Raw genomic sequence first — 12,883 nt, 5'->3', positions numbered from 1 at the left:
TGTCCGCAGCCACCTTCGATGGCGGTTTTATTGCCAGCGGCAGTGACGGGGCAACTGACTAACGGTCACCCTCAACACCACTGGCATTTACAATGGACAATTTGGTTGTCGAAGATTAAAACGGAAAGTTCCCGATTTTTTCTTTCGACTCTTTTTCAAGAAAACCATTCAAGTGATATAATGCATTTTTCATTTTGATTAACTCATGTATCTCCGTTCTTAATCGTTCAATAGTTGCTTCCATCTCGGCAATGCCATTCTCCAACTGTTCATAATACTGGGGAATCCCTCTACTACAGTTCATTTATCACCCGATGTATATGAGATTCGCCTACAATCTTATTACCTTGAATAAAGGCATCCAATAAGCTTTGACTACAAAGTGTATTGATCTTACGTGGAATCCCTTGACTAAAATTATAAATTGCCTGGATAGCCTCTTCTGAAAAGATTTCATGAGGGGTTTCAACCACTTTTAACTGATGTCGTATATAATCAATCGTCTCTTTTTCTGTTAGACCACTCATTTGGTAGCGCATCTGAATTCGTTGTTCAATTGCTTCAAGTTGCTTTACCCTTAATAGATTTCTTAGACTTGGTTGCCCCACCACAATAAGAGATAAAGGGGACATTGAATCTTCTTTAAAATTGAGAATGAAGCGTAGTTCCTGTAACATTGAGTCAGAAAAGTGATGTGCCTCATCTAGAACAATGACGATACGCTTTCTCTCATTTTCATAAAGATCAAGCATCAAAGATTGGTACTGTCGCTTTACATCCGTTGAACGAAAGGCAGGTTGAATGCCGAAGTTCTGCAGAACTTCTCTGTAAAAAAGTTTTGGATTCAAGGAAGAGTCACATATATATAGATAATGATAATGAATAGGATCTAATTGATGAACTAACGACCGGATTGCCGTTGATTTTCCCATCCCAGCTTCCCCTGTTAAAAGACAAAATTGACGGTTCTGCACGGCATATTCTAATCGTGCAGATGCTTCCCTTTGGCTAGAGGAATTGAATAGATGCTTAGGTGAAATCTCACGTGTGAAAGGAACACCCTTCATTTCGAAAAAGTCTAGCATCATTCATTCCCCCTTGATTGTTTCTCTTTTAATTTGGCAAAACTGGTTGTACCAACTTGTTTTCGTTTTTCTTCTTCCTGGTGCCTCTTCAATTGTTCCAAGAAACTAGAAACACCTACAGGAGAGTGGTCATTTTCCGCATCCTCTGGTAATTTGGAGTGGCTTTGATTACGGAGTTCCGCAGGCTTAGCGTCATCAAAGCGCTCATCATCCTTCCATACTTGAATCATTGATAAATCGAATGGATTATAGCGAATTTGAATTCGTTTTCCACGTAACGAGGAATCTACATCATACTGATTGCCTTCTAATTCGATGATCGCTGTTTTTCGTACAGTTCGTTCCTCTTCCCAAAGGAAAATCTCTTTCAAGCTTTCTGCGGGAAGGTGACGAGTTTGTTCTTCCTTCGCTTCATAGCGTTTCTTAGGCGTTTGTTTTGTACTGCGATGAATACGGTTATCATATGCTTCTAACCAAGACCGTAGGTATTCGTTCAATTGCTTTAATGTCGTGAGTTTTCCTTGATTGATTAACAAATTCGCTTCTCCTGTAAAACTACTATCTACAAATTGGAAATATTTCTCAATTTTTCCTTTTGATTCTGGCGAATATGGCTTTGCGTGCACAAGTTTTGTACCCATTCGTGCACACATAATTTGAAACTGCTTGGCACTATAAACCGAACCGTTATCGCAGAAAAAAAGGTTTGGAACACCAAATCTTACAACAGCTTTTTGAACACAACGTTCTAAACGAGGATATCTTTCTTCCATAAAAAATTCGGCATGCATAATTCTTCTACTATGATCGTCTATAATCGCTATGAGATAGGCCTTTTTTCGCTTATCAGGATTTTTTGGATCGGGTAAATAGAGGGTGTGCTGCGTATCTGCTTGCCAGCAATCATTTGGTGAATCATGTTCAAAATGTCGGAATTCCTTCTTTACCGCACGGTAAATGTCTTTTTTACTCCAGCCCGTTTCTTGGAAATATCGTGATAGAGTGCGAGGTTTTAGAACACCCACTGAAACCATACCCTCTAACTCTAGTATTCGGATAACCTGTTCAACACTTCTACTAGGTAATTCCTTTCGTAACTCAATCGCTCGTTTCAGCACCTCTGGATCTTGATTCTGTAAGCTTCCTCTTTTTTCTCTCAATTGAGGTTTAAGTCCCTCAAACCCATCCTGCTCGTAAGCTTGAAGATACCTCTCTAATGATCGAATACTCACTGTATTCTTTTCACTGCCTGGGACAGTATATCTTTGTTTAGCAACTTCCTTTAAAAGGGCATACCTCTCCCCAGGCTGTAGTTGCCGTTGAACGATTGGTGCAATTAATCCAAATCGAAAGGCAGCTACCTCGTTTCGCGTCGTTTCATTCATCTCTTTTTCTCCTCTCATTCCATAAAATAGGAAACAACCCCATTTTCCTAGATTTTTAGCTTCTAAGATAGGGACATATTTTGTGGAGCAAGAAAAAGGAATTTTTATAAATATTGACCAATTAATCCGACGTTTTACCTGACTTCACCGATAGAAAATGGGCTGGCGGAGATTGATCATGGAAAGAAGCCTTCCTTTACAAGGAATAGCGCCATCATTAAAAAAGAAGGAGAGAAGAAGTTGAATCTCTTGGCTAGAGCTTATTCCTTCTCGATATAAGGGCAGTACCCCTTCTTCACCATCGAACTCAGCTATCCATTTCTTTCGTTGATCAATCCACCAGTTTCCCCATAGTTCTTGAAACCGACGCTTCCAACGATAAAGTGTCTTAAGGGAAACGACTGAAACTGATGAGGTCGTTAAAAGCTCAGCTAATTGACTAATGGGAATGCCGCTAATCAACCATCTTCCTAAAAATTCATAAATATGTATGGCAAACCTTCCCCACGGGATAGCAAAGCAAGGCATCAACGAAAAGGTTTTATTACAATCTGGACACCTTCTACGCATGATAGGAATCCGGAAGGATTGATGCTTAAAATGAATCGTTTTTTTATACTTTCCGTGTTTTCTGGTTTTCCTTCCACAACAGGGGCAAAAAACCTCTTCATTAAAAGTTTTAACAAATCTCTTATATTTATTGATAGCAATGGGGCACTTTAGTATAATAGTCATCATAGTGTGAGGTTATTTGTTCTCTGGGCCGCCAAGCGAAGAGGAACAAATAACCTTTTCCTTTTCTAGTTTAAGAGCCGTCAGCTCTAATGACATTATACAATAGTCATTAGAGCTGACGGCTCTTTCTTTTAATACCATCCGACAAAAATAAAGACCAACTTCCATTAGATAGCGACATTAAGGATGGCTGCGAACACTCTGCTCCTGTATTATCAAGTTTCCTCTTAGAAAACGTTTTTCTTTTTGTTATAGGAGTTCTGTAAACCATTTCCGTTACTTTATAGAGTGATAACTCTCCTCCTTTACATTCGGGGCATTTCATTTAATTACTCCTCCTTAGTTATATTCAGGGTCATAAACAAGTTCATCACATTTCCGACAGCAGACCTGTTCAAATTGATTATCTACATCACCTTTATCTACCCCATAAACCTTACCGTTATCTTTACCACCTTTTAGATCAATAAGTTTTTTCGCTGGAACAGATACTTCGCTATAAAACCAACGTTTATTCCCGCATTCTTTACATGCATATTTCTCCAAAACAGAACCATCCTTTACTGCGTATTTTGTGTCTACTCTTCATTACAGAGTCTTACCTCTATTTGTCGATATACTACTTCATATCCGGTATTACACTCTCTACAAAAATAGTTTAAAATTACTTTCCCATCTGCCTCACTATAAGTATCTATACCTACATAGTTTAAAGAATCGTGATTACACAATTTCATATTTTTCACCTTTCATATAGCGTTCATAGAACTGAAATGTGCCAGGGGTAATTCCTACTGGCCACACTCGGAATTAATTCATGGAATTTCAAATACAACTTAAGTTGTTTTAAAATATTGCTTTTCTTTTATAAACGTTTATTTTGGATTTTACCCACATTTACAAACGTGATTTAAGTATATAATAGCGTCGTTTAAAAAGTATGCTTTTTGACAATAGCCACAACTAAACAATGAGGTATTTTATAGTGGAAGGTTACTTTAATAAAAAAAAGAAAAATTTTTATAATAATAACTATTGACTCTGTACCCGAGTACAGGGTGCATAATACAAATGAGGAGGGAATGAAATGAAAGGTTTAACTAGAAGTCAAGTAGCAAAAGCAACGAACGTGAATATCGAGACCATTCGGTATTATGAAAGGCGTGGTTTGATTTCAGAACCTCCTCGAAGTGATGTTGGATACAGAATGTATCCCCAGGAAGTGATTCAAGACATTGAGTTTATCAAGCGAGCTCAGGATCTAGGGTTTATGTTGGAAGAAATTAAAGATCTCCTAGCTGCATCAAACGGGGATAAAGAATTTCATTCAGAAGAAATGCTCGAATTTGCATCAGGGAAAATTGAGGAAATCGAAAAGAAGATTCGTGATTTAAACGAAATGAAATTCTTGTTAGAGGGTTTGGTTGAAAAATGTCCTGGTTCTGGAGTTCCAAAAAGCCAATGTCCGATTTTGAAAAAATTATCAGAAGGAGAGAACTAAAATGGCAAAAAGATTAATTGAAGTATTTACCGCAGGTTGCCGTGTTTGCGAAGGTGCAGTGCAGCAAGTAAAGGACCTAGCTTGTGATAATTGTGAAGTGGTGGTTTATGATTTAAATAAAAAATGTGACACACTTGAATGTGAAGCAAAAGCGAAAGCCTATGGGGTAAAATCCGTGCCAGCTGTTGCAATCAATGGAAAATTAGTAGATTGCTGCAATAACGGCATCGACATTGATGCGTTAAAAGCTGCTGGATTAGGTCAGTGTCAATAATGAACCATATGCAAGGGTGAAAATTTCACCCTTGTTTTCTTATATTAAGAAAGGAGAGTTAACCTTGAATACGTTTGTATCAAAGAAAGAAACGATCATTTCTTATGTGATCGCTTTCGTTTTTATCTTGGCGATGGTAGCAGTTTCGGTGATGTTGAAAGATCGCGAAGTGATCTTGCCTGAAATGGCAGCTATGGCCATTGCGATGTGGGTATATCGAGAAGCTGGATGGATTAGGCAGCCATCGAAGATTTTTCTTGCTCCATCTTTAACTGCTGCGATTGGTTTTGCGGTCAATCAATTATCTATTGCGTATTTTGGGAAAGTCATCCTGACTTTGGTTTTATTGATGCTCTTTTTACGTATCATTCAATCGAATTTAGCGCCTTCTATGGCAACAGGGTTGCTACCACTGGTGATGAATGCAACTGAATGGTCATTTATCATATCGGTTTTCACTTTTACCATCCTATTAATGCTTGGGGTTCTCGTATTTGGATTAAATAAGGGATTAGAGAAGAAAGTTCAAATTCAGTACAAGTATATGATAGTGTTCTTCGCACTGAATATCGTTTGGATCGGGTTGGTCTGGGTCGCTGGCTACCCACAGCTTGCAGTGATCCCACCTATTCTTGTTGTAGTGTATGAGGTACTTCAGAAACCGATGTACAATGGAAAAATGGCGTTTAAGCAAGGATTGGTACTGACAATATCTGCAACTGTGGGAACACTTTTGTACTTTGCCATCCATTCATGGATCCTAATCACGCTATTAGCAATGATTTTAATGATAATCCTACTGCGGATTGTTGGGATTCGTATGCCAGCCGTGTATGCTTTCCCATTGCTTCCATTTGTATTCCCTGATGAGATCATCATCAGGCTACCGATAGGTTCCCTTGTTGCCTCAGTATTTTTCTTTGGTTCTGTGCTGATGTTTAAAAAGGTTGAAATGAAGCGAAATAAAACGGAAATGCAAATACAGGATTAGATCAATAAAATAAGTGAGGAATCACTGACTACTTAATTTATTTTTGCTTTGGAGAACAAAGTCAATTTAAAAAGTCTTAACGTGAGTTTTCCACCTGTATAAAATATTCATTGAGTAGAAACTACATTTGAATTTAAGGTAAAAGGAGATTACAAAATGACACCTCAAGGATCTTTAGTATCCACCGAACGATATCAAGCGTGTATTGATGCATGCCGTAATATGGTTGCTTAACCAACAATAACACTCGAAATCTAACAGATAGCCGATATTCTGTACGTTATGGAATATCGGCTTCATTTTTTAATTGACTAAAACGAGTATTAAAAGCTTCATATAAAAATATAAGGGGTATCCCTTAACGTTGGAAATTCGCGTTTTCGGGACTCCACCCCATACCCATCAAGTTAACATTCTATATGTCCCCCAAAGTGAAAAAACTGAGCTACTTTCACCAAAAGAACCTTAAAATTTTCATTTTGGGGGTATTTTATCTTTCTTAGCTTGATGGCAATGGGACTCCACCCCATAATAAGATATTTTTAGTCTTGACCATGTACTATAGTACATAGTTTATAATTTTCAATAGAGGTGGTTACTATGTCTTATCGCATTAGTGAATTTGCCAAAAAATGTGGCGTTAATAAAGAGACCATTCGTTATTATGAAAAACAGCAATTGTTAAGTCCAAATAAACATAGCCAATCAGGCTATCGGTTATATACAGAAGAAAGTGTTAAACGTGTTCACTTCATTAAGCAACTACAAAGCCTGGGTTTCTCGCTAAATGAGATTCATAAGTTGTTAGGTGTTGTCGACCAAGATGACGTAAGGTGCTCGGATATGTATGACTTTGTATCACGAAAATCGTTAGACGTTCAAAAACAAATAAAAGAGCTACAAAAGGTCCAGCAGATGTTAAAGCAACTAAAGGCATGCTGCCCAAATGAAGAAAATCTGTATTCTTGTCCGATCATTGACACATTGCTTGAAGGGTGAGGTCTTATTTTAGGAGGAGTGAATCGGAATGGAGAAAATAAAGACAAGGAAGAAAGGTTCAAAGGAAAAGTTAGCCATATTAGCATTACCAGTGTTGGCTGTTGCGTGCTGTGGACTACCCATTATTTTGAGCGCGATCGGGTTAACTACTTTGGGTGCCTTTTTAACAGGAAAAGAAGTTTGGATTTTTGGTGGACTTTTAATGGTCGCTGGAATGGGGATGGTAATAAGGAAAATGGTCAATCGTGGTTCTTGTAAAAGTGATTGATGCCGTCCAAATATCAATCAAGAAAAAAAGAGTAAATAAAAAAGGAGTTCCTAATAATGACAAAGAAAATCAAATTAAAAGTGAATGGCATGACATGTTCAGGATGTGAAGAGCATGTTGAAACAGCACTAAAAAACATAGGAATTAAACATAGTGATGCGAGTTTCCGTCTAGGACAAGTTCAATTCGAACTACCAGAAGATATAGCTATTGAAGAAGTAAAGAAAGCCATTCGTGGAGCCCAATATGAACCGGAAAACTTTGAAGAAATACCTACACAGGAAAAAATGGTACTAAGAAATGAAGGCGATTATGATTTATTAATCATTGGTTCTGGTGGGGCAGCTTTCTCAGCTGCCATAAAAGCCATTGAACATGGGGCTAAAGTGGCGATGGTTGAACGTGGAACTGTTGGAGGAACATGTGTCAATATTGGATGTGTGCCATCCAAAACCCTTCTTAGAGCTGGTGAAATCCATCACTTAGCCAAGGTTAACCCATTTATAGGATTACAAACTTCGGCCGGGAAAGTTGAATTAGCACCTTTGGTTAAACAAAAAAATGACTTAGTAAGTGACCTTCGAAATAAAAAATATATAGATCTCATTGATGAATATGGATTCGATTTAATTGAAGGCGAAGCGACATTTATTGATGAAAAAACGATTAAAGTTAATGGTCAAATGCTTTCTGCAAAAAGGTTTTTGATCGCAACGGGGGCTTCCCCATCTCTTCCACCCATTCCTGGCCTTGAAGATGTAGAATATTTAACGAGTACCACACTACTTGAATTAAAGAAGCTTCCTAAAAGTTTGACGGTCATTGGTTCAGGTTATATAGGAATGGAACTTGGCCAACTGTTTCATCATTTGGGTTCAGAAGTCACATTAATGCAAAGAAGTAAGCGACTGTTAAAAGAATATGAACCGGAAATTTCAGAAGCAGTTGAGAAAGCTTTAATCGAACAAGGTATTACCCTTATTAAGGGAGCGTCCTTTGAAGGTGTGGAACAAGTTGGAGAAGTCAAAAAGGTTCACGTTACTGTAGATGAAGAGAAAAAAGTGATCGAATCCGACCAGTTGCTTGTAGCAGCCGGAAGAACACCTAATACCAAAACCTTAAATTTAAGTGTAGCAGGGGTTAAGGTTGGAAAACGAAACGAAATTATGATCAATGAATTTGCTCAAACAAGTAATGAACGTATTTATGCAGCAGGAGATGTGACACTAGGGCCACAATTTGTGTACGTTGCAGCCTATGAAGGTGGGCTTGCCGTAGATAATGCGATTGGTGGATTAAACAAAAAATTGGATCTCTCAGTAGTTCCAAGCGTTACTTTTACAACTCCTTCAGTTGCAACAGTTGGCTTAACTGAAGGTCAAGCAAAGGAAAAGGGTTATGATGTTAAAACATCTGTTTTGCCTTTAGAGGCTGTCCCAAGAGCGCTTGTTAACCGGGAGACAACAGGTGTATTTAAATTAGTGGTAGATGCACAAACTTTAAAGGTATTAGGCGTTCATATTGTGGCTGAAAATGCAGGGGATGTTATTTATGCAGCGACATTAGCTGTTAAATTTGGATTAACCGTAGAAGATTTAAAAGAAAGCCTTGCACCTTATTTAACAATGGCAGAAGGGTTAAAGTTGGCTGCTTTAACCTTTGATAAAGATGTATCGAAATTATCTTGTTGTGCAGGATGAAAATGATTAAGGTTAAATTTCTATATCATAGGAATTCGACCTTTTTTAGTTTCTTATAAGTACAGATTTATAACCTATTAATAGGTAAAATGAGCCCATCTTCTAAAAAGTCTTAGCGTATAGTATTCGTGTTTTTTGCTCTGGAACCCTTAGAGTAAAAAAATAATCACTTTTGATGGTGTTTTTTGGCTTAGCGTATATTTTCGTTAATTATCTGTACTATGAAAATCAGGAGTATTTAAAGTATTCTAAGAAGAAAAATTGAGTGGAAAGTTACTTTAAATACTTCATATCTTAACTCAGTAAACAATGTATTTATAGTAATCAAAGTATGTAATGGTGTCTTGGTCATTGAGAAGGCATCGAATAACCTTGCCTGGATAATTCTTGACATTCTATGATGTGTTACAGGGAAGAACAATGCCATTCTATTCCCTGATAACGCCTTAAGGCGTGTTAGTTGCCTTCAAGGCAACTAACGGTTATAGAATTCGATGCTGCGAGGCTCGTTGTCAAGACGTGTACGTTGTTTACATGTCCTCAACGTAAAGCCCCTTATCAAATCAAGGTTTTTTACTTCTCAGGTATAGATAACCGCGAAATGTTGGCGCTACCCCATACCCATCAAGCTAACGACGTAAATGACTAGGTACGAAATGATCCTTGTTTCAAAACTAGCGAGTGATGGAAAAGTAGGCATATCAAAGAAGCCTATTAAAATACGATTTTTTTGCTAGGCAGCTTGTCTGTGCTTCACCGTCCTTTCATACACAACCTCCAGAATATCAAAGACGTTCATCTGTACCAAATGCCATTGCTTGGAACAGTAACGGAAAGTAATCCTTAATCATATAAATCGCTTTGTATTCACTCAGCTCTTGCTTTTTCTTTTCAAGCAGAAGCTGTCGCATTTGAAACATGGTAGAAGAACAGGGGAGAATACTGATGAGTTGTCCATATAAATGGCACTCTAGGCGTTCTCTTTTCATAACGTTTAAGATGGAAAAAGGAACTTACTTCAGCAAAAAAATGTTAAATTTTTACAATCGTCAGAGGAGGTCGCGAACAATATTCCCATAAGAGAAAAATTTCCTTCTTTGTTAATACAATATGTCTCCCTTCTTTTAATTCAAATAATCTTTTGAACGTTGACATTTCCTATCAATTATTATAATCTAAATACAGATTATACTTAAACATTCATTTGAATGATTGAATATAACATGATACGGACACATGAATCACTCTAACTTCTAAATAGAAAATCCTAATAATATATAATAAGAAAAATTGATGATATTTTTTTGACAAGGTATTTATATCATGATAGAAGGTGATACGTTTTCTACCCCCTGGTCACTCTTTTCCTGAGACGACCTTAAAACTATATAGTGTAATTTTACATACAACTTAAAGAGTTTTTTTGTATTCTTTCAGGATTTAATAAGACTCTAATAAAAGAAATTTATTAATGCAGGGATTTTTTAAAAATTTAATATAGAGGTGACGATTTTGTACTGGATTTCTGCAATAACAATAGTCATTGACCAACTTGCAAAATACATGACCAGGAACTTTATGGAATATGGCCAAACCATTCCTATTATCAATGGCTTTTTCCATTTAACCTCCCATCGTAATACAGGAGCTGCATGGGGAATTTTTTCGGGGCAAAAACTCTTTCTAATCAGCATAGCTTTCATTGCAATTATTGCAATCATTATCTATTCCCGGAAGGTTACGGATAAACTAACCCGTTTAGCCCTTGGTCTTTTCATTGGAGGTGCGGCTGGTAATGCAGCAGACCGATTAATATTCGGGGAAGTAACGGATATGTTTGATATACGATTTATAAATTACCCAATTTTCAATACAGCAGATATCTTCTTGGTTAGTGGGGCTATCTTATTGCTAATAAGTACATATAGAGAATCAAAAACACAAAATTCTAGTAATTGAGAGGATGAATATTGGGTAAGTGAATCTCTTACCTGATGCCAGGAAAGAGATTCACTTATGAAAGAATGTTTAAAAACTCCTTTTCCGTATATTAAATATTCCCTGGATGAAATCATTGAAATTGCTAGTATGTTTTATAGTGAAAGATTTATTCATTCCTACTTTACTTTAGGTATAAAAAACCCTGATATTTCTTCTTAGCGTAGAAAAATCAGGGTTTTTATTCCGAAAAATATCTTAGTGTATAAGTATAATATCCGCGTTTTGTCATCAGGACCCCCTACAAGTATAAAAAATGGCTCTGATTACCTCAATTACTCTAAATAAAACATAAAGTCCCTTTGAATCTCAATAGGGACTTTATGTTTGAAGAATTACCTTAATTCAACAAATTCCAAAGGGCACTAAAAGTTTCGTTCTCTAGCATGATATATATACCTAATCCAACAAATACAATAGGGATAATACATCTTCCATATTTCTCTAGTATTTCAGATACATGTCTGAAAGCTGCTAAACGATAACCTAAGAAACACCAGATAGCGACCATTAAAAGGAAGATAATAACTGTAATAACCAATTCACTTATATTTAAGGTTGAAAAATAAGGTACATAGATCCCAATATTATCACCACCATTAGCAAATGTGATGAAGGCTACACTCATAAATGGTTTGTTAAATCTTCCTGAGCTCAAACTAGAAAGGATTGCACCTTCATCTTCATCTTCACCCTTAATAAACAGTTTAATTCCTAAATAGATCGGGATTAAACCAAGCAACCCAACCCATTGTTCTGGAATTAACATCACACCAAAGGTTCCTAAAAGACTAATCAAAACTAACAAGGCAAAACCTAAATATTGTCCAATGACTATATCTCTAGGGTAGATTAGATTATTCTTTGTGTGCATGTTAACCTTTCTACCGTCACTCGCTTTAGCCTGTGCCTGAGAGAACAGCAGCATTAAAACAAAAATGTCATCAATATTGGTTACTATGAATGCCCCAATTGCAGATATAACGGTTAAAGCCACTTTTATCAACTCCACTATGATTTCATTAAAATATTAGTACATACGTTTGAATATTATTAATAGGTTACCCAATATATTAAATCTAAAACAAATTACCATTTTCACTTTTAATATTGAACAACATATTGCCTTTATTAGTGTACATGAAAAGATAACTGGTCCAATATTAAGTGAAGAGCAAAATACAATAAAATTCCTACAAAAAAGAAGAGAATAATGGGTCTATCTTCAGTCGCACTTACAACAGGTAACAAATCAACCGTAGCTATGTATAGAAATATGCCTGATGTAATGGAAAGAGCTATAGCAAGGATATTGCTATCTATCGGGAAAAATTGTGTTAAAGACAAGGTAGCAATCGCACCCAATATCGTCGATATACCCAATAAGAAAGATGCTTCTATTGCCTTCTTCTTGCTCTTCAAGCTTGCAAATACAATTGAAGAAATCGTCAAACCATCCGGGATTTTATGTAGTAACACAGCAATCAATACAACAAATCCTATTTTTTCATCTATTTTGAAACTGGCTACAATAGAAACACCATCAAAAAACGTGTGAACCAACATTCTCATTCTCAAAGCACCAAGGGTCGTGCTTTGAGAATGAGAATGTTTATGAGTCTCTTCTCCGAAATGAAAATGGGGTGCAAGAAATTGTTGGAACAAAAAGATCAATCCAAATCCAATAACAATATATACGGCACTGGATTCATGAATTTCTAATGCTTCTGGTATTAAATCCATAATAGCAATTGTGAAAAGCAGTCCAGCGCTCAGAGCCATTAAGCCATTTAAGCCTCTTCTAGACCAATTTTTTTTAAGAAAGATCACAAGGCCACCCAAGACATTAGCGAAAGCCGCAGTTAAGACGTAGAACAATATGTCCATTGATTCCCACTCCATTAAGTTAAAAATTCAACCTGCACTTTTCATAAGTACAGGACCGCC

Annotated in this window: 15 protein-coding genes and 1 pseudogene; 7 read left to right on the top strand and 9 right to left on the bottom strand. The window is 36.7% G+C overall.

Annotated features, from left to right (window positions below; genetic code table 11):
- Positions 1-115: 115 nt before the first annotated feature.
- The 6 genes from PY093_RS19240 to PY093_RS19215 all read right to left on the bottom strand — a co-directional run bounded on the left by PY093_RS19240 (position 116) and on the right by PY093_RS19215 (position 3,751).
- Positions 116-304 carry a hypothetical protein gene (locus tag PY093_RS19240; protein ID WP_275647032.1) on the bottom strand — a complete coding sequence of 63 codons (189 nt, stop codon included), beginning with the start codon at positions 302-304 and terminating at the stop codon, positions 116-118.
- On the bottom strand, positions 294-1,088 hold the full coding sequence (locus PY093_RS19235; RefSeq protein WP_275647033.1) for an ExeA family protein: 795 nt from the start codon (positions 1,086-1,088) through the stop codon (positions 294-296). The genes PY093_RS19240 and PY093_RS19235 overlap by 11 nt, the downstream gene beginning before the upstream one ends.
- Positions 1,085-2,470 (bottom strand): DDE-type integrase/transposase/recombinase, encoded by a 1,386-nt coding sequence (locus PY093_RS19230; RefSeq protein ID WP_275647034.1) that lies wholly within the window; start codon positions 2,468-2,470, stop codon positions 1,085-1,087. The genes PY093_RS19235 and PY093_RS19230 overlap by 4 nt, the downstream gene beginning before the upstream one ends.
- Before the next feature lie 144 nt (positions 2,471-2,614).
- Complete coding sequence (locus PY093_RS19225) at positions 2,615-3,205, bottom strand: DUF6431 domain-containing protein (protein WP_275647068.1); 591 nt, start codon at positions 3,203-3,205, stop codon at positions 2,615-2,617.
- Positions 3,206-3,314: 109 nt separating this feature from the next.
- Positions 3,315-3,530: a hypothetical protein gene (locus PY093_RS19220; RefSeq protein ID WP_275647414.1), complete on the bottom strand. Its 216-nt coding sequence runs from the start codon at positions 3,528-3,530 to the stop codon at positions 3,315-3,317.
- Positions 3,531-3,544: 14 nt separating this feature from the next.
- Entirely contained in the window at positions 3,545-3,751 is a 207-nt protein-coding gene (locus PY093_RS19215; protein WP_275647413.1) for a hypothetical protein, read from the bottom strand.
- A gap of 541 nt (positions 3,752-4,292) precedes the next feature.
- On the opposite strand from PY093_RS19215, the gene PY093_RS19210 reads away from it, so the two are divergent.
- From PY093_RS19210 to merA, 6 genes are all read left to right on the top strand, one after another.
- The gene (locus tag PY093_RS19210) at positions 4,293-4,706 is read left to right on the top strand and encodes a MerR family transcriptional regulator (RefSeq protein ID WP_275647412.1); all 414 of its coding nucleotides are present in this window, start codon (positions 4,293-4,295) and stop codon (positions 4,704-4,706) included.
- Between the two features lies 1 nt (position 4,707).
- Positions 4,708-4,980, top strand: coding sequence for a thioredoxin family protein (locus tag PY093_RS19205; protein WP_275647411.1), 273 nt, complete (start codon positions 4,708-4,710; stop codon positions 4,978-4,980).
- A 64-nt stretch (positions 4,981-5,044) separates the two neighbouring features.
- Positions 5,045-5,971, top strand: a complete 927-nt coding sequence (locus tag PY093_RS19200; protein ID WP_275647410.1) for a hypothetical protein — start codon at positions 5,045-5,047, stop codon at positions 5,969-5,971.
- 600 nt (positions 5,972-6,571) lie between these two features.
- On the top strand, positions 6,572-6,970 hold the full coding sequence (gene merR / locus PY093_RS19195; RefSeq protein ID WP_275647409.1) for an Hg(II)-responsive transcriptional regulator: 399 nt from the start codon (positions 6,572-6,574) through the stop codon (positions 6,968-6,970).
- A gap of 28 nt (positions 6,971-6,998) precedes the next feature.
- The gene (locus PY093_RS19190; protein ID WP_275647408.1) at positions 6,999-7,238 is read left to right on the top strand and encodes a hypothetical protein; all 240 of its coding nucleotides are present in this window, start codon (positions 6,999-7,001) and stop codon (positions 7,236-7,238) included.
- 56 nt (positions 7,239-7,294) lie between these two features.
- A complete protein-coding gene (merA, locus tag PY093_RS19185) occupies positions 7,295-8,938 on the top strand; it encodes a mercury(II) reductase (protein ID WP_275647407.1) in 1,644 nt (547 codons plus the stop codon).
- 733 nt (positions 8,939-9,671) lie between these two features.
- Here the strand turns inward: merA and PY093_RS19180 are convergent.
- Positions 9,672-9,927 (bottom strand): annotated as a pseudogene (locus PY093_RS19180) (IS4 family transposase); the annotation flags it as partial.
- Between the two features lie 514 nt (positions 9,928-10,441).
- Between PY093_RS19180 and lspA the strand changes: the two are divergent.
- On the top strand, positions 10,442-10,897 hold the full coding sequence (lspA, locus tag PY093_RS19175) for a signal peptidase II (protein WP_345774250.1): 456 nt from the start codon (positions 10,442-10,444) through the stop codon (positions 10,895-10,897).
- Between the two features lie 379 nt (positions 10,898-11,276).
- On the opposite strand, the gene PY093_RS19170 is transcribed toward lspA, so the two are convergent.
- Both PY093_RS19170 and PY093_RS19165 read right to left on the bottom strand, forming a co-directional pair.
- Positions 11,277-11,933, bottom strand: coding sequence for a CadD family cadmium resistance transporter (locus PY093_RS19170; RefSeq protein ID WP_481769326.1), 657 nt, complete (start codon positions 11,931-11,933; stop codon positions 11,277-11,279).
- 134 nt (positions 11,934-12,067) lie between these two features.
- Positions 12,068-12,823: a ZIP family metal transporter gene (locus PY093_RS19165; protein WP_275647405.1), complete on the bottom strand. Its 756-nt coding sequence runs from the start codon at positions 12,821-12,823 to the stop codon at positions 12,068-12,070.
- Positions 12,824-12,883 lie beyond the last annotated feature (60 nt).

Source organism: Cytobacillus sp. S13-E01 (assembly GCF_029193815.1).
In the GTDB taxonomy this organism is placed as follows: Bacteria; Bacillota; Bacilli; order Bacillales; family Bacillaceae_L; genus Bacillus_BV.
The sequence above is the reverse complement of the archived record's forward strand: the minus strand, read 5'-3'. Positions and strand labels throughout refer to the sequence as shown.